Below are 23,134 nucleotides of genomic sequence, written 5' to 3'. Positions count from 1 at the left end.
GGGGCGTTAGCTCAGTTGGTAGAGCAGCGGACTCTTAATCCGTAGGTCGAGTGTTCGAGTCACTCACGCCCCACCAGGAATTCCAAAGGCCGGTCAGCAAAAGCTGACCGGCCTTTTTCTTTTCCGACTGTCGACGAAGCGTCAATCGACTGTTTGCCCTACGGTTCGCGATTGGCTGTAGCTCGGTGCGTCTATCACTTCCGCACTTGATCCCGTTGAACGTGCAACGCTTTTTCGTCACTCAGCAACTTCCCCAAGCCATCCCTGGGCTTTGCTTCTCAGCCGCCTTATCGGGATAACAATGGAGCAACGGGTAAAATCGATTTGCCCCGTCAGCAACTGAACAAGCCCCGACGAATCGACTCGCCGCCGAGATTCGATCGCCCAGATGCACCGGCAAGTAGTGCCTTGGCCGATCTTTCCTAATAGGGCCGTGCCGGTTTCCGCCGCTTTGCTTCCCATGCCAATCGCAATGGTTTAAGCGCTCGAAACCCAGCACCCGTACCGGTTGGAGGCCTCACAAACGTCAAACCGGCCCTGTGATTCGCGGCCAAGCCCGCCCGCGCTGGATAGTGATAACCAGCGATCCTGCCTCGTGCCCGCACGCAGCCGCCATCGGTGCGCTCCGCACTGTGCAGCGCGATCATTTGTGAGCATGACCGACAACCAGTTGTTGCACATGTTGCATTTATTGCAGATAGGCGCTACGCTTGCAATCGCAGCGCTGCGATTGCAAGCGTAGCGCCTATCTGGTTTTTGACTTTGAGAGAGGAATATATGCGCACCGTAGAGCGGATTCGGGAGATGACGCCACCGGAGATGACCAAGAAGGACCTCGAAATGGCAAGCGTTGCACAACGCTGCATCATGGAAGCCCTGGATCATTCGCGCGCGGCAAAAATCACCCTGACGACTGATGCCGGAGACCATCCAACTATCGCCCTCCCACCAGCCTCACTGAAACTCATCGGGCAACTGCTCGGCGCTATAAGCGAGGGCCAGCCGATCACCATCATGAGAGCAGATCGCGAATTTACGACCGTGGAGGCCGCCAACTTCCTCAACGTATCGCGTCCATTCGTGATCAAGGAAATCGAGGCGGGCAGGCTCAAACATCGCATGGTCGGCACGCACCGGCGGATCGCACTTGAGGATCTTAACGAGTACGCACGCCAAATGCGCGAAAAGCAAGTGGCGGCACTGGATCGGCTGGCAGAGAACGCCGAAAAACTAGGGCTGGATTACTGACATGGCCGGTCACGTACGTTATACGGCCCTGCTCGATGCGTGCGTGCTGTTTCCTATTGCGGTTGCCGACTCCCTCATGAGTCTCGCAACCGCGGGACTCTTTGCTGCGAAGTGGACTCAATGCATCGAGCAGGAATGGATCACTAACCTGGAAACGCTTCGGCCTGAGCTCGCAGGCAGACTCGAAATACGGCGAGATGGCATGCGGGACGCCGTGCTGGATTGGGAAGTGCCCGAATCCGCATGGACCCCGCTCGTTGCAAACATGAGCCTCCCCGATCCTGGCGACAGGCATGTATTGGCAGCGGCCATCGCGGGCCATGCCGATTGCATCGTGACGGCCAATCTAAAGGATTTCCCAGCCGAGAGCGTCGGCCCGTATGGAATCGAAGTCATCCATCCAGACCGCTTCATCATCAATCAATGGGATCTGGACTACATCTCCACCATGTCGGCATTCAAAGGCATGCGGAGACGATGGAAAAATCCGAAAGCAAGCCCGGAGGACTTCGCCCAAGCGCTTGAACGCAATGGCTTGCCAGCGACGGCGCAGCGTATTCGTGACGCAGCCGAGTTGATTTAGATCGCAATCGACCATTCGCAGCGAGGCTTGGACTCGACAGGAATTCTGCCCCTTGCAAAAACGACGGTTCGTAGATGCGAGCGACAAATATATGACTGATTCCAAACAAGTTTATGCATACCACTTAATCCGTAGGTCAAGTGTTCGAGTCACTCACGCCCCACCAGGAATTCCAAAGGCCGGTCAGCGAAAGCTGACCGGCCTTTTTCGTTTTGGCGCGCCGCACTCACGGCGCGCGCCTTTCGCGGTACGTCACCGCACGCCCGTTGCGCATCGTTTCCGCTAGAATCGTCCGACAAATATCACACGACCGGCGCAGGTATCGTCGCCTGCCCGCCGGCACTGAGAGAACATGGGACGTCAGACATGGAAGCATGTGAACGAGACGCGACCATTCAGAGGGCATGGTTGCATCAATATCGGCCTGTCCGTCGAGATGAGCCGCTCATCCGGGCACAACCAAATCCGCACGACGCACGAACCGGATCAAGTCATGCCCGGTAAGGACGCGCTGGTCGCGCTGATGATCGGTGTCATCCTGTCCGTGCTGGCCGGCGTACTCGCCATCACGGCAAGCCGGGAACCCGGCCGCCTGGTCCGCGCGCCGGGCACGGTCGTGCGTATCGTCCAGGACAGCGATGCGATGCGCGCTTACCGGCCGATCGTCGCGTACCTCGCGAACGACGGCCGCCGCCGCGAAGTCGCCGGCAATACCGCCTCGACGGTCCCCGCATACGACATCGGCGAAAACGTCGATGTCCTGGTCGATCCCGACCACCCCGAGCGCCCCGCGCTGATCGACGATTTCACCCAACGCTGGTTTCCGGTGGCCGTGCCGGCGCTGCTCGCCGTCGCGTCGTTCGCGATCGGCAGCCTGCTGATCGCCGGCGAGCGTCGCCGCCGGCAATCGGAGCCGGCGCGGCCCCGCGTCGCACGCAAGGCGGCACGGCGCCGCTGGGATGTCGCGATCGTGCTAATCCCGATCGCGATCGGCACGGGCTTCGTCGCCGGGGCCGGCGCGGCCGGCCTGCGTCAGTGGCAGATCGTCCACCACTATGCGCGCTCGACCGGCCATGTGGTCGAGATCGCGAAAAACGGACGGTCGTCGCGGTCGCGCATGTCGCTGTATTCGGCCATCGTCGCGTTCACGACCGACAGCGGGCGGCTGATCACGTTCGCCCAGGGCTCGGCGTCGTCGCACCCGGATCTGCACGAAGGCGACGCGGTCAGCGTGCTGTACGATCCCGTCACCCCCGAGCGTGCGCTCGTCGACCGCTTCTGGGATCGCTGGGGCCTCACGGCCATCCTGTTCGCGATCGGCGCGCCGTTCCTGGCAGCGGGGCTGTTCGTCGCCGCGACGTTATGGCCCGACCTCCGGCCGCACGAAACGGCACCATGACGCACGCGCGGTGCGGCAGCCGTCGCGACGCGCACGTCACCGCTCCCTGAACGCCTCCACCTTCGCGCGATTCCCGCAGGTGCGCATGTCGCACCACCGCCGCCCGACGCCGCGGCCGCGATCGACGAAGAACCACGTACACCGGCCGCACTGCCGCACGCGCGCGAAATCATCGCTGCGCATCAGATGCTCGAAACCGAGCGCGACCGCATCGATCCAGCGCGACGCGGCGCGCGCATCGGGCCGCCACGCGAAGCGGCCGCCGACCGCGTCGAACGCGCTGCGCCCGATCGCGTCGCGGATCGCCACCGCGAGCCGGTCCGCCGCGCGCGCCCCCGCGCTGCCGCCGCCGTCGGCCGTCAGGTGCGCGATTGCGACGTACGCGTCGTCGCGAAAGCGGTGCAGCGCCGCCAGCTCGTCCGGGCCGTCCTGGCGCGGGTGACGCAGCAGCCGCGCCAGATCGTCGGGCGCCAGCAACCCCGCTTTCCCGGCCCATGCGCGCACGGCCGGCCAGTCAACGAGCTTGTCTTCGTCGCGCGTCTTGCCGGTGTCGGCCACCGTGTTGAGGAAGTCGAGCGCCGGATGGCCGCCGACGAAATCGGCCGCGCTCCATTCATGCCCGTGTCGAGCGGGGTCGGATCGAGTAACCATTTATTTCCGCCTATCGGTTTCACATCCGGAGCATCCGGCGTAACCTGTTAACCACCGAAACAGGTTATCACGGAGAAGCCGATGCTCGAACTCCCGAACCGCTTCAATTTCGAAGGCCACTCGATTGCATGGGGCACACTCGGCGAAGGCCCGCCGCTGGTGCTCGTGCACGGCACGCCGTTTTCGTCGCAGGTATGGCGCCGGATCGCGCCGTGGCTCGCACGGCGCCATCGCGTGTATTTCTACGACCTGCTCGGCTACGGCCAGTCCGACATGCCGGACGCGGACGTGTCGCTGGGCCGTCAGAACGCGCTGTTCGGCGCGCTGCTGAACGAATGGAAACTCGCGCGGCCGCGCGTGCTCGCGCACGACTACGGCGGCACGACCGTGCTGCGCGCGCACTTTCTCGATGGCATCGCGTATGCGGATCTCACGCTTGTGAACCCGGTCGCGATCGCGCCGCAAGGCTCGCCGTTCGTGCGCCACGTCGCGCAGCACGAAGCCGCGTTCGCCGGCTTGCCCGCGTACGCGCATCGTGCACTCCTGTCGGCCTATCTCGGCAATGCGGTCGCGCAGCCGTTGAGCGATGACGTGCTGTCGATCTACCGTGCACCATGGCTCACGCCGGCCGGCCAGGCCGCGTTCTATCGTCAGATCGCGCAGATGCGCCAGCGCTACATCGAGGAAGCGGAGGCCCGCTACGCGCCGCCGGACTTTCCGGTGCGCATCGTGCGGGGCGAGGACGACGTGTGGATTCCGCGCGAGCAAGGACAAGCCCTGGCCGATCGCATCGCGAACGGCAAGCTGATCCGGGTCCCGCGCGCGGGCCATCTGGTTCAGGAAGATGCGCCGGAAGCGATCGTGGCGGCCGTGCTCGACGGGTACGCGCCGGGCTGAGCCGGCACCGCGTCTCGCGTCACGAGGCCGGCACGCGGGTGCCGTTCGAGCGGCCCGCGAATTCTACCGACGCGTCGAGGTGCGCCAAAAACGCAAATCGGCGAACGACATGAGCCGATCGAATAACGCTCGCGCCAGCTGCGATGCCGGCGCGAGCGCGTTGCACGCCACTTACCACGGCAACGAATACGTCTTCGTATTCGTGAAGCTCTTCATCGCCTCCTGCACGCCTTCCTTGTACCCGAGCCCCGAATCCTTCACGCCGCCGAACGGCGTCAGTTCGAGTCGATAGCCCGGCACCTCGCGCACGTTCACGCTGCCGACTTCCAGCTCGGTGATGAAGCGCGTGATGTGGTCGAAGCGATTCGTGCACACCGACGACGACAGCGCGTAGTCGGTGCTGTTCGACATCCGGATCGCTTCGTCGATGTCGCGAAAGCGCATGATCGGCGACACCGGGCCGAAGGTTTCATGCTTCACCAGCGGCATGTCGGGCGTCACGCGATCGACGACGGTCGGCGAATACAGCGCACCCTCGCGCACGTTGCCGACCAGCAGCCGCGCCCCGCGCGCGATCGCGTCGTTCACCTGCTGCTCGCAGAATTTCGCGGCCGCTTCGTCGATCACCGTGCCCATGTCGACCGACGGATCGGACGGATTGCCGTACGACCATGCGCGCGTTTTCTCGACGACCAGCTCCGTGAAGCGATCGGCTACCGCCTCGTGCACGAGCATCCGCTTGATCGCCGTGCAGCGCTGCCCCGAATTCTTGTACGAGCCAGACACCGCGAGCGTGCTCGCTTCGTCGAGATCGGCGTCTTCCATCACGATGATCGGATCGTTGCCGCCGAGTTCCAGCACCGCGCGCCGGTAGCCCATCCGCGCGGCGATCGACTTGCCGATCGACACGCCGCCGGTGAACGTGATCATGTCGATCGCCGGGTTCGTGATCAGCTCGTCGGCGATCTCCTTCGGGTCGCCGGTGATCACCTGCAGCATCTGCGGCGGCAGGCCGGCTTCGTACAGGATGTCCGCGAAGAGGTAGCACGACAGCGGCACCTTCTCCGACGGCTTCACGACGATCCGGTTGTTGGTCGCCACCGACGGCACGATCTTGTGCGCGACCTGGTTCATCGGATGATTGAACGGCGTGATCGCCGAAATCACGCCGAGCAGCGGGTCGCGCTGCGTGTACACGCGGCGCTTCTTGCCGTGTGGCGTCAGATCGCACGAGAAGATCTGCCCGTCGTCCTTCAGCACTTCGCCGGCGCCGAACGTCAGCACGTCGGCCACGCGGCCGGCTTCGTACGTCGAGTCCTTGATGCACAAGCCGGCCTCGGCCGTGATGAGTGCCGCGATCTGCGCGGTGCGCGCGCGCACGATGTCGGCCGCGCGGCGCAGGATCGCCGCGCGGTCGTGCCGCGTGAGCGTCGGCCGGTACGCACGTGCGACCGCGAACGCGCGGCGCACGTCGTCGAGCGTCGCCTTCGGCACGGTGCCGACCAGCGAGCCGTCGTACGGGTTGCGCACGTCGATCACCGCGTCGCGGTAGATCTTTTCTCCATCGATTCGCAGTGCTTCACGATGAAGCGTGCCGACGTCCGATGATTCTGCAATGGCGTTCATGAGTGTCTCCTGGCGGATGCGTCCGCGTCACTGCAGATGGTTGAGCGCGATGTCGATGATGTCGAAGTTGCGTAGCCGCGCGCGGCCCGTGACGTCGGTCGCGACCGGCTTGCTGAAGATCAGCGGCACGATCTGCTCGGAGATCCCGCCGTGCGAGCGCAGCGGCACGTCGAGGCCCGACAGGTCGTGCTTGATGCGGCGCGTGCCGAGCACGACGTCCTGCTTCGAGATCACGATCAGGTCACCCATGCGCGCGGGCGGCAGCTCGAAGCGCGCGCAGCCTTCGGCGCCCGTCAGCACGACCTCGATGCCGTCCACCGCGGCGAGCCGCGCGCGCAGCGCATCGGTGTCGGCCGTCGCCGGCACGTAGACGGTCGCGAACGAGCCGAGCGCACCGTGGTGCACGACGTACGGGTCGGTGATCGGCAGGATCACGCGCGCCGCATCGTGGCCGAGCCATTCGTCGAACAGCTCCTGCAGGTAGACCACGTTCGGCTCGCCGGTCGCGTCGTCGTGCTTCGCGTTCATCCCGTGATCGGCGGTGATCGCGACGATCGCGCCGAGTTCGTCGAGACGCTGCAGATACGTGTCCATCATCGCGTAGAACGCGTTCGCGCCGGGCGTGCCGGGCGCGCACTTGTGCTGCACGTAGTCGGTGGTCGACAGGTACATCAGGTCGATCGGGCGCGTCTCGAGCAGGCGCACGCCGGCGGCGAACACGAACTCCGACAGGTCCGCGCTGTAAACGCTCGGCACCGGCTTGCCGACCAGTTCGAGCACGTCGTCGATGCCGTTTTCCTCGATGCTCGCTTCGTCGGCCTTCTCCGACGAGAAGCAGATGCCCTTCAGCCCCTTGCCGAGCAGGCGGCGCAGCTTGTCCTTCGCGGTGACGACCGCGACGCGCGCGCCCTGTTCGGCGAAGGTCGCGAGCACGGTGGGCGCGACCAGGTACTTCGGATCGTTCATCAGCACCTCGGCGCCGGTGTCGCGATCGTAGAAGTAGTTGCCGCTTATCCCGTGGATCGCCGGCGGCACGCCGGTGACAATCGACAGGTTGTTCGGGTTCGTGAAGCTCGGCACCACGCACTCGCCCTTGAGCGCGGTGCCCGGCTTCAGCAATGTGCGCAGGAACGGCGCGACGCCGGCCTCGGCCGCTTCCTCCAGATATTCGTATGCGCAGCCATCGACGCAAACCACCACCACGGGACGGCTCATCCAGTTGTAGCGGCGGCCGTTCACTTCCACGGATACAGGCGTTTCAGTCATGACGTTCATTCCTTTCAGGTCGAAGGGGTGAGCCGTCGGCGCCCGCGTCGCGCCGAAGGGAGGTGTTTTCCATGCTTGACATTAAAATTGATGATTTGTAGATTGTCAACAACATGCAGAGAACAGAAAGCAAAACAACGTTGCAGCAAGAGGGTTGGTCTCCACTCATCCGCCGTGTGCCGCGGCGCCACAGTCAAGGGGTCTGAAGATGAACGAGGTGCTGATAAAGAAGCGTTTGAACGCATGGGCGGCGGGCGCGGCCCGTATCGCGCTGGCCGCGGCGATGGCGGTCGGCGCCGCGCAGGCCGCGCACGCCAAGACGTCGCTGCTGGTCTACACCGCGCTGGAAGACGAGGCGATGAAGCCCTACAAGGACGCGTTCGAGAAGGCGAACCCCGATATAGAGATCCGCTGGGTGCGCGACTCGACCGGCTCGGTCACCGCGAAGCTGCTCGCGGAGAAGAACAACCCGCGCGCGGACGTCGTGCTCGGCCTCGCCGCGTCGAGTCTCACGTTGCTCGACCTGCAAGGCATGCTGATGCCGTACACGCCGAAGGGCTTCGACCAGCTCACGCGCAAGTACAGCGACGCGAACACGCCGCCGCACTGGGTCGGCATGGACGTGTGGGGCGCGACGATCTGCTACAACCGCGTCGCCGCGCAAGCGAAGAACATCCCGAAGCCGACGTCGTGGGAAGACCTGACGAAGCCGGTCTACAAAGGCGCGATCGTGATGCCGAGCCCGGTGTCGTCGGGCACCGGCTACCTCGACGTGACAGCGTGGCTGCAGACCTTCGGCGACGACAAAGGCTGGAAATTCATGGACGCGCTCGACAAGAACGTCGCGCAGTACGTGCACTCGGGCTCGAAGCCGTGCACGCTCGCCGGCACCGGCGAATTCCCGATCGGCATCTCGTTCGAGTTCCGCGGGCACGAACTGCAGGCGCAGGGCGCGCCGATCGATCTCGTGTTCCCGAAGGAAGGGCTCGGCTGGGACATGGAAGGCACGGCGATCATGAAGACGACGAAGCAGCCCGACGCCGCGAGGAAGCTCGCCGACTTCATGGCGAGCAAGGAAGCGAACCAGATCACCGCGCGCTGGTGGGCGATCGTCGCGTATCCGGGCGTGGCGCGAAAGCTGGCCGGCATCCCCGACAACTACTCGGATCTGCTCGTGAAGAACGACTTCGTGTGGTCGGCGAAGAACCGCCAGTCGATCCTCGATACGTGGCAGAAGCGTTACGGGGCGAAAGCGCAGCAATAACGCCGCAACCCACAGCGGGGCCGCGCCGCGCGCCGCCCCGCCTTCCCCTTTCCGTCGTCGAATCCGGCCCCCGGGCCGCCCCTCCAAGGAGGCGCGCATGGCACCTTATCTGAGCGTGGAACGCATCGAGAAGCGGTACAACGACACGCAAGTCCTCACCGACATCAACCTGAGCGTGATGAAGGGCGAGATGATCTGCTTCCTCGGGCCCTCCGGCTGCGGGAAGACCACGCTGCTGCGGATCATCGCGGGGCTCGAGACGCAGAACGCCGGCCACATCATGCAGGACGGCCGCGACATCTCGCGGCTGCCGCCGCAACTGCGCGACTACGGGATCGTGTTCCAGTCGTATGCGCTGTTCCCGAACCTCACCGTGTACGACAACGTCGCGTACGGGCTCGTGAACCGGAAGATGAAGCGCGACGCGATCCACGAGCGCGTGCACACGCTGCTCGCGCTGGTCGGCCTGCCCGACAGCCATCGCAAGCATCCGGGCCAGTTGTCCGGCGGCCAGCAGCAGCGCATCGCGCTGGCGCGCGCGCTCGCCACATCCCCCGGCCTGCTGCTGCTCGACGAGCCGCTGTCGGCGCTCGACGCGCGCGTGCGCGTGCGGCTGCGCCAGGAAATTCGCGCGCTGCAGCAGCGGCTCGGCGTGACGACGATCATGGTCACGCACGACCAGGAAGAAGCGTTGTCGATGGCCGATCGCATCGTCGTGATGAACCACGGCGTGATCGAACAGATCGGCACGCCGCTCGAAATCTACCGTCAGCCGGCGTCGCCGTTCGTCGCGGACTTCATCGGCCGCGTCAACACGATTCCCGCCGAAGTCGCGCAGGACGGCACGCTGCGCGCGGGCGCGGTCGGTCTCGATTGCCGCCAGGGCGCGGCCCGCCCCGCGCAGGGCGCGGCGGTGTCGGTCTACGTGCGGCCCGAGGACCTGCGCATCCGCGTGCCGGGCGAAACGGCCGACAACGTGCTGGCCGGCCGCGTCGAGAAGCTCGAATTCCTCGGCGCGTTCTGCCGCGTGAGCTTCCGGATCGACGGGCTCGACGGCCAGGAGATCGTCGCCGACCTGTCGTATCACGACGTCGACCGCACCGGCGTGCAGGCCGGCGCGCGCATCGACCTCGCGCTCGATCGCGAGCATGTCCGCGTGTTCCCGTGCGCGAAGGAGCGACTGCAATGAGCACCGTCCTGACCGAGCGCCGCCGCGGCGCGTCCGCCCCCGCCGACGTGCGACAGATCACGCACTGGCACGACCGCATCGCCCAGCTCGCGCTCTTCGCGATGGCCGCGCTGATGTCACTGTTCCTGCTGCTGCCGCTCGCGCTCGTCGTGCAGAAATGCTTCGTCGACGCCGACGGGCGGTTCGTCGGCGCGCACAACTTCGTCGAGTATCTGGAGGACAGCGGCGTGCTGCGCTCGATGCTCCATTCGCTGACGGTCGGCGCGCTCGTCACGGCGATCGTCGTGCCGATGGCGTTCACGTTCGCGTATGCGCTCACGCGCTCGTGCATGCCACTGAAGAATGCCGCGCGCACGATCGCGCTGCTGCCGCTGCTCGCGCCGACGCTGCTGTCGGCCGTGTCGTTCATCTACTGGTTCGGCAATGCGGGGCTGCTCAAGTCGCTGCTGCACGGCCATTCGATCTACGGGCTGCCGGGCATCGTGCTGAGCATGGTGTATGCGTCGTTCCCGCACGTGCTGATGATCCTCGTCACCGCGCTGTCGCTCGCGGACGGCCGGCTCTACGAGGCCGCCGACGCGATGGGCACGCGCCGCCTGCGCAAATTCTTCACGGTCACGCTGCCCGGCGCGAAGTACGGGCTGATCAGCGCGACGATGGTCGCGTTCACGATGTGCATCAACGACTTCGGCGTGCCGGTCGTGATCGGCGGCTCGTACAACGTGCTGTCGACCGACATCTACAAGCTGATCATCGGGCTGCAGGACTTCAACCGCAGCGCGGTGGTGAGCCTGATGCTGCTGTGCCCGGCGCTCGTCGCGTTCGGCATCGACTTCCTCATCCGCCGCCGCCAGCAGTCGCAGCTCGGCGCACGCTCGACGCCGTACCAGCCGAAGCCGTCGCGCGGCTTCGACGCCGCGATGCTCGCGTACTGCGCGCTCGTGTGCGCGTTCTTCGTCGCGGTGGTCGGCATCTCGGTGTTCGCGTCGTTCGTGAAGTTCTGGCCGTACCAGATGACGCTCGGGCTGCAGCACTACAAGATGGGGCTGATCGCGGCCGGGATCTTCGACGCGTACAAGAACAGCTTGCGGATGGCCGCGACGGTGGCGCTCGGCGGCACGATCGTCGTGTTCGGCGGCGCCTACCTGATCGAGAAGACCCGCGACGCGCGCTGGCTGCGCGGCTTCATCAGCCTGTGCGCGATCTTGCCGATGGGCGTGCCGGGGCTCGTGCTCGGCATCAGCTACATCTTCCTGTTCAACGCGCCGGGCAATCCGCTGAACGGGCTGTACGGATCGCTGTGGCTGCTCGCGATCGTCACGGTCGTGCACTACTACGCGTCGAGCCATCTCACCGCCGTCACCGCGCTCAGGCAGATCGACGGCGAGTTCGAGGCCGTATCCGCATCGCTGAAGGTGCCGTTCTACAAGACCTTCCTGCGCGTGACGGTGCCCGTGTGCCTGCCCGCGATCCTGCTGATCGCACGCTACCTGTTCGTCAACGGGATGACGACGGTGTCGGCCGTCGCGTTCCTGTACTCGCCGGACACGCAGCCCGCGTCGGTCGCGATCCTGAACCTCGACGACGCGGGCCAGATGGGCCCGGCCGCCGCGATGGCCACGCTCGTGCTCGCGACGTCGTCGTTCGCGTGCGTGCTGTTCGCCTGCATCTCGCATCGCCTGCTGCGCCGTACGCAGGCGTGGCGCCATCCGCATCGCCGTTGATTTCCCGCCGCATTCACGTGACGTCCCGACTTCATCAAGGAGACACCATGACGCTCGCCGCCCAGCCCATCCTGCTCACCCCCGGCCCCCTGACGACTTCCGACCGCACCCGCGACGCGATGCTGCGCGACTGGGGTTCGTGGGACGGCGACTTCAACGCGATCACCGCGCGGCTGCGCGAACGCCTGCTGCGGATCGTGCACGGCGAAAGCACGCACGAATGCGTGCCGCTGCAGGGCAGCGGCACGTTCTCGGTCGAAGCGGCGATCGGCACGCTGGTGCCGCGCGACGGTCACGTGCTGGTGCCGAACAACGGCGCGTACTGCCAGCGCCTCGCGAAGATCTGCCGCGTGCTCGGCCGCAAGCTGACGACGATCGACTACCGCGAGGATCGCCGCGTCGATCCGGCCGACGTCGAGCGCGCGCTCGCGGCCGATCCGTCGATCACGCACGTCGCGCTCGTGCACTGCGAAACGGGTGCCGGCGTGCTGAACCCGCTGCACGAGATCGCGCAGGTCGTCGCCCGGCACGAACGCGCGCTGATCGTCGACGCGATGAGCTCGTTCGGCGCGATCGACATCGACACGCGCACGACTCCGTTCGATGCGGTGATCGCGGCGTCCGGCAAGTGTCTCGAAGGCGTGCCGGGGCTCGGCTTCGTGATCGCGAAGCGCAGCGCGCTCGAACGCTGCGAAGGCAACAGCCACTCGCTCGCGATGGACCTGTACGACCAGTGGGTCTACATGCAGCGCACGACGCAGTGGCGCTTCACACCGCCGACGCACGTGGTCGCCGCGCTCGACGCGGCCGTCGCGCAATACGTCGACGAAGGCGGGCTCGCCGCGCGCGGCGGCCGCTACCAGCGCAACTATCGCGCGCTGATCGACGGGATGCTCGCGCTCGGCTTCCGGCCGTTCCTCGATCCGGCGATCCAGGCGCCGATCATCGTCACGTTCCATGCGCCGGACGATCCGAACTACGATTTCAAGCGGTTTTATCAGGAGGTCAAAAAGCGCGGCTACATTCTGTATCCGGGCAAGCTGACCGAAGTGGAGACGTTCCGCGTCGGCTGCATCGGCCATTTCGGCGAAGCCGGGATTCCGGGCGCCGTCGCGGCAATCGCCGACACGCTGAAGGCGATGGGCGTGCGCCGCGTATCGGCCGAAGCGGCGGCATGACGATGTGACGCGATGCACCCGGCCGCGTGCGCATGAGCATGCGGGCGAGCGTTTTTTCCCGGCCGTGCGCCGCACGGCCCCTTATCGACGAACCTTCCGATGCGACCCTTCTGGATCGAACAAGCGCTGTTCAACGACGGCGATCTCGCCCCCGCGCTGCAAGGCGCGACGCAGGCCGACGTGTGCATCGTCGGCGGCGGCTTCACGGGCCTCTGGACCGCGATCCAGGCGAAGCAGCAGAACCCCGCGCTCGACATCGCGATCCTTGAAGCCGACCTCTGCGGCGCCGGCGCGAGCGGCCGCAACGGCGGCTGCCTGCTCACGTGGTCCGCGAAATTCCTGACGCTGCGGCGTCTGTTCGGCGAAGCCGAGGCGATCCGGCTCGTGAAGGCATCGGAAGCGGCCGTGCAGCACATCGCCGATTTCTGCCGCGCGCACGACATCGACGCGGAACTGCGGCTCGACGGCACGCTGTACACCGCGACGTCGCGCGCGCAGGTCGGCACGCTCGCGCCGGTGCTCGACGCGCTCGCCGCGTGCGGCATCCACAGCTACGAGCCGCTGCCGCCCGCCGAAGTCGCGCGACGCTCGGGCTCCGCGCGCAATCTCGACGGCGTCTACTCGCCGATCGCCGCGACCGTGCATCCCGGCAAGCTGGTACGCGGGCTGCGCCGCGTCGCGCTCGACATGGGGATCCGGATCTACGAACGCACGCCGATGCTCGACTTCACGCCGGGGCAGCCGGCCGTGGTGCATACGCCGTCAGGCAGCGTGACGGCCGGCAAACTCGTGTTCGCGATCAACGCGTGGATGGCAAGCCGCTTCCCGCAGTTCGAACGAACGATCGCGGTCGTGTCGAGCGACATGGTAATCACCGAGAAATGCCCGGAGTTACTCGAGCGCACCGGGCTGGTGGACGGCGTGTCGGTGCTCGATTCGCGGATCTTCGTCTACTACTACCGCACGACCGTCGATGGCCGGCTGATGCTCGGCAAGGGCGGCAACACGTTTTCGTGGCGCAGCCGCATCGCACCGGTGTTCGACCGGCGCTCGCCGTACGAGGCGCAGCTCACGCAGAGCCTGCGCGAATTCTTCCCGTCGCTCGCGGGCGTGCCGATCACCGCAAGCTGGAACGGGCCGTCGGACCGCTCCGTGACGGGCTTCCCGTTCTTCGGCCGCCTCGACGACGCGCCGAACGTGTTCTACGGCTTCGGCTATTCGGGCAACGGCGTCGGGCCGACCTACATGGGCGGGCAGATCCTGTCGTCGCTGGTGCTCGGTCTCGACAACGCGTGGACGCGCAGCCCGATCGTGCGCGGCCCCCTCGGCCATTTCCCGCCGGAGCCGATCCGCTATGTCGGCGCGCACGTCGTGCGCAATGCGATTCGCCGCAAGGAACGCGCGGAGGACGAAAACCGGCAGCCGGCGGCGGTCGATACGTGGCTCGCGAAGTTCGCGAGCGCGGCGGGGAAGGCCGACAAGGCGTGACGACGGGTTGACCCGCTGAACCGAAGCGCAACGAAAAAGGGACGCGGCGACGCGTCCCTTTGCCGGTGCGCGGCAGCCCGCGCGGGCATTGCCGGTTCTTATGCGCCGGCCTTCTCCCGCGCCGCCTTGCCCGTCGCCAGCAACCCCTGTTCGTGCATGCGGCGCATCCGCGCGAGGCCGTGCGCGACGTGCTCGCGCACGAGCGCGACGGCCTTTTCCTCGTCGCCGGCCGCGAGCGCCTGCACGATCTTGTCGTGCTCGGCCGCCGACACGGCGATCGCATCCTCCTCGGCCTCGATCGCCGCCTGGCGCAGCAGGCCGAGCTGGCGCACGAGCCGCCGGTAGGTATCGGTGAGATGCGTATTACCGACGCCGACGACCATCGCGTCGTGGAACTGCACGTTCAACTCGGTGTAGCGCGTGACGTCGTGCGTCTTCGCGGCGTCCTTCATCGACTGGATGATGCCCTTCAGCACCTTCAGCGTATCGGGCGAGATACGCTTCGCGAGCGCGCGCGCGACCGATTCGTCGAGCATCGCGCGCACTTCGTAGATCTCCTCGGCCTCGCGCAGCGGCACGACCCGCACGGTCACGCCGCGGTTCTTCTCGTTGCGCAGCAGGCCGGCCTGCTCGAGCGCGCGGAACGCTTCGCGCACCGGGCCGCGCGACACGTTCAGCCTGGTCGCGATCTCGACTTCGTTGAGCTTCTCGCCCGGTGCGTATTCGCCGGAGACGATCGCGCGCTCGAGCATGTCCTGGACGATCATCGCGAGCGACTGGCTTTGCAGGAGTTCGATGGCGCTGAGCGTGTTCGGGGCAGTCATGGTCGGGCAGGCAGCGGGGCTGTGGATGAAAACGAGGGCGCCATATCGGCGAATGATCCTTGTATACCCTCGCTACGGCATATTGTCAACAGTTTTCAGTTTCCAAAAGCCAATCCTGCGTGCCGGAACACCGACGGAACACGGCCAGCATGCAACCGGCACGCGGCGCTCGCGCGGTGCGGGGCACCGCCCCGCATCGCGCGAGCGCCTGCGCAACCGTCAGGCCGTGTGCTTCACGGGCCCCGGATCGCTGTGGCTCGGCCGCCCCGTCTCGACGTGGCCCGCGAAGCGGCGCACGACCTTGTCGTCGCCGCCGTGCAGCGTGGTCGCGGTGATCGTCAGATCGTACCAGCCGTGGCTCGACGACAGCTCGAAGTGCCCTTCGACGCGCTCGCCCGGCTCCAGCGTGTAGGTCTTCGCATGCGCATGGCTGTACGCGTTGTCGACCGTCACGCGGCAGGTCGCGCGCCCGCTGTTGCGCAGTTGCAGGTACACGTGACGGTTGCGCACGTCGTAGCCGATCTTCGCTTCGGGGTTCGCGTGGCGGCCGTCCGCGGCGAGCCGCGTGTTGCCCTGGAATTCGCACAGATAGCCGTTCGGGCCGTAGGCGGCCAGATGGTACTCGCCGCGTGCGGCCGACGTGCTCCACGTATCGAGGAAGCGGTCGCGCGCGGACACCGCGTAGCGGCGCGGCGGCGTCGCCGGGTTGCGGCGGTCGTACACGTAGAACGCGGCACCGGCGTCGCCGGTGTTCGCGAAGTCGAGCGACACGGTGTCGTCCTGCGCGCCCACGCGGCTGTGCACGAACAGTTCGTACGGCAGCGCACGCGCCGGACGCGTGCCGGGTTCCTGCGCCGGCATCGACTGCTGCGCGGGCACCTGGTACGCCTGGCCGGCCGTCGCGATGTGCTGCGGCACCGTGAAGCTCACCGTGCGCGTGTCGGGGCGCGCGGAGAAGTCGAACGCCGACGTGAGGTCGCCGCAGATCGACCGGCGCCACGCGCTGATGTTCGGCTCCTTCACGCCGAAACGCGCTTCGAGGAAACGCAGCACCGACGTATGGTCGAACGTCTCCGAGCAGACCCAGCCGCCCTTCGTCCACGGCGAGATGATGATCAACGGCACGCGCGGCCCGAGGCCGATCGGCTGGATGCCGCCCGGGTCGGCGCCCGGCACGAGCGGGCTCATTTCGCCCGGGTACTTGTTCAGGTCGAGCAGCTCGTCGCCGAGGTTCGACAGCAGGTTCGACGACACGATGCCCTGGCCGCCCACGCCGCTCGTGACCGGCGGCACCGGCGGCACGACGTGGTCGAACAGCCCGTCGTTCTCGTCGTAGTTCAGGATGAACACCGTCTTCGCCCACACCTCGGGGTTCGACGTCAGCGCCTCGAGCACCATGTTGATGTAGAACGCGCCGTCGGTCGGCGACGCCTGCGGGTGCTCGCTGTACTTGTACGGCGACACGATCCACGACACCTGCGGCAAGCGGTTAGCCTGCACGTCGGCCTTCAGCTCGGCGAGCGTGTGGTCCGACGCGCCCTTGTCGACCAGCGGGCCGCTCGCGCCTTCCTTCACCTGGAAGCGCTTGAAGAACATCAGCGAGTTGTCGGTGTAGTTGTCGGTCGGGTCGCCCGGGATGCCGGTGCCGCCCTGGTACACCTTCCAGCTGATCTTCGCGTTCTCCAGGCGTTCGGCGTAGGTCGTCCACGTGTAGCCGTTCACGTCGTCGCGCTCGCCGATGCCCGGGCCGTTCGGCGGGGTGCCGTAGATGTTGCGCGGGTCGACCGTGCCGGTCCACAGGTAGATGCGGTTCGGCGCGGTGTCCGCATGCGCGGAGCAGAAATACGAATCGCAGATGGTGAACGCGTCGGCCAGCGCGTAGTGGTACGTGAGATCCTGGCGCTTCAGGTAGCCCATCGTCAGCACGTCCTGCTTCTGGTTCACCCACTGGTCCCACTGGCCGTTGTTCCAGGACAGGTGGCCGCTGCTCCAGCCGTGGTTGGTGCCCGGCTGGAATTCGGTCGTCTGCTTCGGATCGAGGTAGAACGGCAGCACGTACGGCGCCGACGGATCGAGTCCGCGCGAATGGTAGTTCTTCGTGAACACCGACGCCGGCGGCTGCTGCCACACCGGCGCGCCGCTCGGCAGCAGGTGCGGACGCGGGTCGTCGAAGCCGCGCACGCCGCGCAGCCCGCCGAAGTAATGGTCGAACGAACGGTTTTCCTGCATGAAGATCACGACGTGCTCCACGTCGCGGATCGTGCCGGTGCGATAGGCGGCCGGCATCGCCAGCGCATTGCGGATCGCGGGCGGGAAGCCCGCGTAGGCGGCCATCGCGCCGGCCGACTGCGCGGCGAGGCGCAGGAAATCGCGTCGATTGTTCGAGGACATGAAGAGAACCTTGTGGTCGGTGGGAGTGGGCTCGCCGGGCGAGCGGAGCCGGCGATCTGCGTCGCCGTTATTACCCCTCACCGGCATGTCCCGGCCGTGACCGGTTCCCGCAGGTTTCTTGCGGTCACCCCCAGCTTTTTTTCGAAGTCGCGCACGATGCGCCTTTCATGTGGCCGACACATGCGTGCGCTACGCTGACGCGCGATGTAGAGGGGGGAGAAGCCGAGTCGTGTTCGATCAGTTGAAGGCGTTCCACGCGACCGTCCGGCAGGGCAGCATCACGCGCGCCGCGCGCCACCTCGGCGTGAGCCAGCCGACGATTGCCGCGCAGATCCGGCAGGTCGAGCAGGTGTACGGCGTCGAGCTGTTCTACCGCAGCGGCCGCAAGCTCGAGGTGACCGAGACGGGCATCGAGCTGCTCCCGCTCGTCGAGAAGATGATCGCGCTCGAGGCGCAGGCCGACATCATGCTGCGCAACGTCGGCGGCCTGTTCGAAGGCCACCTGCGGATCGGCGCGACGGGCCCGTACTACATCATGGACGCGGTCGGCCGCTTCTCGAGCGCGCACCCGTCGATCGCGCTCACGTGCCGGATCGGCAACTCCGAGGAAATCCTGCAGGCGCTGCAGGAGTTTCGCATCGATCTCGCGGTCTCGTCGCAGCGCAACGATGCCGACGGCCTCGAACGCAAGGTGATCTCGACCGATCCGCTGGTGCTCGTCGTGCATCGCCGTCATCCGCTCGCGCGGTTCGATTCGATCGACCCGGTGCAGCTCGCCGACGTGCGGCTGCTGATCCGCGAGGAAGGGTCGATCACGCGCCGCTGCACGGAGACGATCCTCGCCACGGCCGGCGTCGCGGCCACCTCGGTCGCCGAGATCGGCAGCCGCGAAGCGATTCGCGAGGCGATCCTGCATGGGGTGGGCGGCAGCCTGTTTCCGCGCGGCGAGGCCGAGCGTCATCCCGACCTGCGCGTGATCGCGCTGCGCGGTGTCGATACGACGATCGACGAATACGTGTACTACCTGAAGGCGCGCCGTCAGAGCCCCGCGATCGACGCGTTCCTCGCGTGCATCCTGCCGGACGGCGCCGAAGCGGCCGGTGTGGTCGAACCCGGGCGAACGATGCGGCGGGCGAACGCGCGCTGAGCCGCCGCGCGTTCGCCGCTTCCGCACACTGCCGGGCGCTTTTTTCGCGCCTTCCCTCGTCGTTGTCCTCGTGCCTTCCTTCCGTCGTCGCGCCGTGCGTCACTTCGGCAGCGCCGGAATCATCCATGTCAGCACGTGCTGCTGCAGGAACACCAGCACGCCGAGCAACAGCGTGAGGATCACGCTGTGCCAGAAGGTGCGCGCGAACACGACGCCTTCCTGCCCTTTCAGGTCCGTCGTCGACACGCCCGTCGCGATGTTCTGCGGCGAGATCATCTTGCCCATCACGCCGCCCGACGAATTGGTCGCGGCCATCAGCACCGGATCGAGGCCGAGCTGCCGCGCGGCGACGACCTGCAGGTTGCCGAACAGCGCGTTGCCCGACGTGTCGCTGCCGGACAGGAACACGGCGATCCAGCCGAGCGATGCCGACACCAGCGGGAACAGCGCGCCCGTCGACGCGACGCCGGTGCCGAGCGTGTAGCTGATGCCCGAGTAGTTCAGCAGGTACGCGAGCCCGACGATCATCATCACCGTGACGATCGCGATCCACGTCTGCCGCCACGTCTTCACCACGCATTCGAAAAACGCGCCGGGGCCGGTGCGCGTCAGCGCGGCCGTGATGATCGCCGACACGAGGATCGCGGTGCCCGTGCCGAGCGGCTGGAAATCCCAGATCGCCGCATACGGCTTGTGGTACAGCGACACGTACACGGCATTGTGCAGGCCCGGCCACTTGATCTTCACGTCGCCGATCGCCGCGATGTTCGCGTGCACCCAGACGATCACGACCACCGACACGACGAGCCACGGCAGCCAGCCGCCGAAGCCCGCGCGCGCGGCGCCGGCGGCGGCCGGCACGCTGCGCGCGAGCGCGAATTGCGGATCGGGCTGCGGCTTCCACACCTGCAGGAAGCCGATCGTCACGATCAGCGACGAGAGCGACGACAGCACGTCGGTGAGCTGGTAGCCGAGAAAGTTCGACGTGACGAACTGCGCGATCGCGAAGCTGCCGCCGGACACGAGCAGCGCGGGCCACAGCTTCGTGATCGAGCGCAAGCCGCCGTATGCGCCGACCACGTAGAACGGCAGCAGCAGCGCGAAGAATGGCAACTGACGGCCGACCATCTGCGCGAGCGTCGCGGGCGGCAGCGACGTGACCGCGCCGAGCACGGTGATCGGCACGCCGAGCGCGCCGAACGCGACCGGCGCCGTGTTGAACAGCAGCGTATAGGTGAGCGCTTCGAGCGCGGGGAAACCGAGCGCGATCAGCAGCGCGCTCGTGATCGCGACCGGCGTGCCGAATCCGGAGATTCCCTCGAGCAGACAGCCGAACGAGAACGCGACGACGAGCAGCACGAGACGGCGGTCGTCGGGCAGGTTGTCGAGCATCCACTGCCGGAACTGGTCGAAGCGGCCCGACTTCACCGCGATGTTGTACAGCAGCAGCGCGTTGAAGACGATCCACATCACCGGCACGACCGCGAGCGCCATGCCGGCGCCGACCGCGTTGAACGCGAGCCCGGCCGGCATCCCCCACGCGCCGATCGCGACCGCCAGGCCCGCGACGAGCCCGGCGAGCGACGCCTGCCACGCGGGGCGGCGCAGCACGCCGAGCGCGATCAGCGCGACCGCGATCGGGATCGCGGCGACGAGGAACGACAGGAGCAGCGAGTGCGCGACCGGCGTCAACGGTTGCGCGAAGACGATGCCGGGCGGTAGGGCGTCGGTGGGATTCATCGTGTCTCCAGATGTCGACCCGAGTTGGCGCTTCAGCGTCTACTCGGGTCCCATGCCTTGTGCGGCCGGCCCGGCTTCGCATGTCGATGCGCCGGGCTCGGTACAAGCGATGTCCTGCAGTCTCCTGCAGTCGCGACCGCGATCGGGCGCTTGCGTACGCAACGACGTTGCGCGGCCAACCGATCGGTCGCTTAAAAGAGGTTAGGAGGCGCGACGCGCTTGTACAAGGGGGGAGAAGCCCGATGCGGGCGAGCCGATACGAACCCGCCGCCGCACGATGGCCGGCAGATGGCGTGCCGCTGTCGCGTTCGACAGAAAACCCGTCGCGGCCGGCTCACCGGTGGCCGCGCAATGTTGCGCGACCGGAAAAGATGACTGCCAGCCACGAGGATGTTTCGTTTGGCCTCCGAAGCCTGGACTGGCTGCATCGTTTCCGGCCGCGCCGGCGATGGCGCGGCACCGGAACCTCACGGAGCAAACACGATGACGACGATGAAACACGCGGCATGCGCGTTCATGCTGATCGGCGCGGCGTTCGCCGCTCACGCGCAAACCGCGTCGGCGCTCACGCGCACGCAGGTCCGCCAGGAACTCGTGGAACTGCAGGCAGCCGGCTACCGATCGAGCCTCGCAAGCAGTCCAGACTTTCCGCGGAACATGCAGGCGGTCATGCAGCGTGCCGCGCAGGCGCGTGGTGAGCGCGACGCCGCCGGTTACGGCAGCGACGGCCGGGGCAACGCGGAATCGGGCAAGCCGGCGTGGCCGAGCGCGGCACGTACGCCCGTTACTGATCGCTGACGGACCCGGATTGCAATCGCATCGCGGCACGGCGCACGCTGCGCCGGCCGCATGCGCGATCGTCACACGCTGAAGCGGTTCAGCGTATAGGCGCGATAGGCGGCGACGAACGCGTCGAACGATCCGGCCTCCTTCGCTTCGAGCTCGGCCTGCTCGGCCAGCGACTTCGCGGCGAGCGCCTGCTCGGTGCGCAGCGTCTCGGCCGACGGCGGATGCGCGCGGAAATGCGCGGCATGCGCTTCGCTCTGAGCGAGCGCGAACGCGAGGAACGACTGACCGTTCTCGCGCATCGTGCGCAGCACGCGCGCGGACGGCGTGCGCTCCGGATCGGCGAGCTTCTCGCGTTGCGCGGCAATCGCGCGCGCATGCTCGTCGCCGCCACGAATGTCGTCGAGACGGCGGCCGACGATTTCGATATCGGCCATCAGCGCATCCGCCCACGCCTGCAGCGTGACCGGCTGGGCGTCGCGTGTCAGCGTGAGCCCCGGCTTGCGGCCATCCAGCGTCACGCTGCCGAAGTTCGCGTTCGCTTCCTTGTATGTGTCGCAGTCGAGGGGCGCGCTTTCGTCGAGCGCGCAGGCGAGCAGGAACGCGTCGAGGAAGCGCGCGGTCTCCAGTGCGATGCCGGTCGGTTCGAACGGATCGATGTCGAGACAGCGCACTTCGATGTACTGCACGCCGCGCGACGCGAGCGCATGCAGCGGCCGCTCGCCCGAATACGTGACGCGCTTCGGCCGGATCGTCGAGTAGAACTCGTTCTCGATCTGCAGCACGTTCGTGTTGATCTGGATCCACTCGCCGTCGCGATGCGTGCCGATCGCCTCGTACGCCGGATACGGCTCGCTGACGGCCTTCGACAGCGCGTCGAGATAGCCGGGCAGCGTGTTGTAGTCGACGTGCAGCGCGGCCTGGGCCGTCGTGTTCGAGTAGCCGAGATCGCTCATCCGCAGGCTGGTCGCGTACGGCCGGTACAGCGTATCGGCGTCGAACGTGTCGAGGTGATGCGGCTTGCCACGCAGGAACTTCGTGTCGAGCACGGGCGATGCCCCGAACAGGTACATCAGCAGCCAGCTGCGGCGGCGGAAGTTGCGGATCTGCGCGAGGTAGCGTTCCGACTGGTAATCGACGAGCGTCGCCGTCGACCCTTCTTCCGCATGCAGGCGCCGCCACACTTCCTCGTGCAGCGAGTAGTTGTAGTGGATGCCGGCAATGCACTGCATCGTGCGGCCGTAGCGATACGCGAGGCCGCGCCGGTACACCGTCTTCAGGCGGCCGATGTTCGACGTGCCGTAGTTGGCGATCGGGATCTGGTCGTCGGCCGGCAGCAGGCCGGGCATCGAGTCGCTCCACAGCATCTCGTCGCCGAGCGACGAATAGACGTAGCGATGCAGATCGTCGAGGCGTTCGAGCGTGAGCGCGGCGTCGCGCTCCGCGGGCGTGATCAGTTCGATCAGCGCTTCGGAATAGTCGGTCGTCAGCGCCGGATGCGTGAGCGCCGAACCGAGCGCGCGCGGATGCGGCGTGAACGCGATCATCCCGTCGCGCGTCACGCGCAGGCTTTCCTTTTCGATGCCGCGCAGGCCGTCGGGCAGATGCTGCCGCGTCGGGCCCGAGCTCAGCGCGTCGAGGCGATTCAGCAGCAGTTCGGACTGGCGGTGAGTCATGGTGTTCGACATGGAGACGCAAGTGCGTGACGGCCGCGCGCAGAACGCCGCGCGGCC

General features: G+C 66.7%; 18 protein-coding genes and 1 tRNA gene. 12 read left to right on the top strand and 7 right to left on the bottom strand.

Annotated features, from left to right (window positions below; genetic code table 11):
* From C4B30_RS22835 to C4B30_RS22820, 4 genes are all read left to right on the top strand, one after another.
* Window positions 1–76 (top strand) — tRNA-Lys (locus C4B30_RS22835).
* Between the two features lie 743 nt (window positions 77–819).
* Window positions 820–1,248 carry an excisionase family DNA-binding protein gene (locus C4B30_RS22830; RefSeq protein WP_325047957.1) on the top strand — a complete coding sequence of 143 codons (429 nt, stop codon included), beginning with the start codon at window positions 820–822 and terminating at the stop codon, window positions 1,246–1,248.
* 1 nt (window position 1,249) lies between these two features.
* Window positions 1,250–1,831 (top strand): PIN domain-containing protein, encoded by a 582-nt coding sequence (locus C4B30_RS22825; protein WP_027785772.1) that lies wholly within the window; start codon window positions 1,250–1,252, stop codon window positions 1,829–1,831.
* Between the two features lie 352 nt (window positions 1,832–2,183).
* A complete protein-coding gene (locus C4B30_RS22820) occupies window positions 2,184–3,230 on the top strand; it encodes a DUF3592 domain-containing protein (protein ID WP_027785773.1) in 1,047 nt (348 codons plus the stop codon).
* A gap of 36 nt (window positions 3,231–3,266) precedes the next feature.
* Here C4B30_RS22820 and C4B30_RS22815 read toward each other — a convergent pair whose 3' ends face one another.
* Complete coding sequence (locus tag C4B30_RS22815) at window positions 3,267–3,881, bottom strand: CGNR zinc finger domain-containing protein (RefSeq protein ID WP_027785774.1); 615 nt, start codon at window positions 3,879–3,881, stop codon at window positions 3,267–3,269.
* A gap of 81 nt (window positions 3,882–3,962) precedes the next feature.
* Between C4B30_RS22815 and C4B30_RS22810 the strand changes: the two genes are divergently transcribed.
* Window positions 3,963–4,778: an alpha/beta fold hydrolase gene (locus C4B30_RS22810; protein WP_027785775.1), complete on the top strand. Its 816-nt coding sequence runs from the start codon at window positions 3,963–3,965 to the stop codon at window positions 4,776–4,778.
* Between the two features lie 171 nt (window positions 4,779–4,949).
* Here the strand turns inward: C4B30_RS22810 and phnY are convergent, their stop codons facing one another.
* Window positions 4,950–6,404: a phosphonoacetaldehyde dehydrogenase gene (gene phnY / locus C4B30_RS22805; protein ID WP_027785776.1), complete on the bottom strand. Its 1,455-nt coding sequence runs from the start codon at window positions 6,402–6,404 to the stop codon at window positions 4,950–4,952.
* A gap of 27 nt (window positions 6,405–6,431) precedes the next feature.
* Window positions 6,432–7,670: a phosphonoacetate hydrolase gene (phnA, locus tag C4B30_RS22800; protein WP_027785777.1), complete on the bottom strand. Its 1,239-nt coding sequence runs from the start codon at window positions 7,668–7,670 to the stop codon at window positions 6,432–6,434.
* 208 nt (window positions 7,671–7,878) lie between these two features.
* On the opposite strand from phnA, the gene C4B30_RS22795 reads away from it, so the two are divergent.
* From C4B30_RS22795 to C4B30_RS22775, 5 genes are all read left to right on the top strand, one after another.
* Window positions 7,879–8,934: a putative 2-aminoethylphosphonate ABC transporter substrate-binding protein gene (locus C4B30_RS22795; RefSeq protein ID WP_027785778.1), complete on the top strand. Its 1,056-nt coding sequence runs from the start codon at window positions 7,879–7,881 to the stop codon at window positions 8,932–8,934.
* Between the two features lie 97 nt (window positions 8,935–9,031).
* The gene (locus C4B30_RS22790; RefSeq protein WP_027785779.1) at window positions 9,032–10,123 is read left to right on the top strand and encodes a putative 2-aminoethylphosphonate ABC transporter ATP-binding protein; all 1,092 of its coding nucleotides are present in this window, start codon (window positions 9,032–9,034) and stop codon (window positions 10,121–10,123) included.
* Window positions 10,120–11,847 (top strand): putative 2-aminoethylphosphonate ABC transporter permease subunit, encoded by a 1,728-nt coding sequence (locus tag C4B30_RS22785; protein WP_027785780.1) that lies wholly within the window; start codon window positions 10,120–10,122, stop codon window positions 11,845–11,847. The genes C4B30_RS22790 and C4B30_RS22785 overlap by 4 nt, the downstream gene beginning before the upstream one ends.
* A 47-nt stretch (window positions 11,848–11,894) precedes the next feature.
* Window positions 11,895–13,025: a 2-aminoethylphosphonate--pyruvate transaminase gene (locus tag C4B30_RS22780; protein ID WP_027785781.1), complete on the top strand. Its 1,131-nt coding sequence runs from the start codon at window positions 11,895–11,897 to the stop codon at window positions 13,023–13,025.
* A 99-nt stretch (window positions 13,026–13,124) separates the two neighbouring features.
* Window positions 13,125–14,513 (top strand): FAD-dependent oxidoreductase, encoded by a 1,389-nt coding sequence (locus C4B30_RS22775; protein WP_105133065.1) that lies wholly within the window; start codon window positions 13,125–13,127, stop codon window positions 14,511–14,513.
* Between the two features lie 98 nt (window positions 14,514–14,611).
* Here the strand turns inward: C4B30_RS22775 and C4B30_RS22770 are convergent, their stop codons facing one another.
* The gene (locus C4B30_RS22770) at window positions 14,612–15,337 is read right to left on the bottom strand and encodes a phosphonate utilization associated transcriptional regulator (protein WP_027785783.1); all 726 of its coding nucleotides are present in this window, start codon (window positions 15,335–15,337) and stop codon (window positions 14,612–14,614) included.
* Window positions 15,338–15,556: 219 nt separating this feature from the next.
* A complete protein-coding gene (locus C4B30_RS22765; protein WP_027785784.1) occupies window positions 15,557–17,728 on the bottom strand; it encodes a phosphocholine-specific phospholipase C in 2,172 nt (723 codons plus the stop codon).
* A 229-nt stretch (window positions 17,729–17,957) separates the two neighbouring features.
* Between C4B30_RS22765 and C4B30_RS22760 the strand changes: the two genes are divergently transcribed.
* Complete coding sequence (locus C4B30_RS22760; protein ID WP_027785785.1) at window positions 17,958–18,875, top strand: LysR family transcriptional regulator; 918 nt, start codon at window positions 17,958–17,960, stop codon at window positions 18,873–18,875.
* Window positions 18,876–18,974: 99 nt separating this feature from the next.
* On the opposite strand, the gene C4B30_RS22755 is transcribed toward C4B30_RS22760, so the two are convergent.
* Entirely contained in the window at window positions 18,975–20,615 is a 1,641-nt protein-coding gene (locus tag C4B30_RS22755) for an L-lactate permease (RefSeq protein WP_027785786.1), read from the bottom strand.
* A gap of 483 nt (window positions 20,616–21,098) precedes the next feature.
* Between C4B30_RS22755 and C4B30_RS22750 the strand changes: the two genes are divergently transcribed.
* Window positions 21,099–21,413 carry a DUF4148 domain-containing protein gene (locus tag C4B30_RS22750; protein WP_027785787.1) on the top strand — a complete coding sequence of 105 codons (315 nt, stop codon included), beginning with the start codon at window positions 21,099–21,101 and terminating at the stop codon, window positions 21,411–21,413.
* Between the two features lie 62 nt (window positions 21,414–21,475).
* On the opposite strand, the gene gshA is transcribed toward C4B30_RS22750, so the two are convergent.
* Window positions 21,476–23,089, bottom strand: coding sequence for a glutamate--cysteine ligase (gshA, locus tag C4B30_RS22745; RefSeq protein ID WP_027785788.1), 1,614 nt, complete (start codon window positions 23,087–23,089; stop codon window positions 21,476–21,478).
* Window positions 23,090–23,134: the final 45 nt, after the last annotated feature.

It is taken from the genome of Burkholderia sp. BE12 (assembly GCF_002959955.1).
GTDB lineage: Bacteria > Pseudomonadota > Gammaproteobacteria > Burkholderiales > Burkholderiaceae > Burkholderia.
Note: the sequence above shows the minus strand (reverse complement) of the source record. Positions and strands in the feature narration are given on the sequence as shown.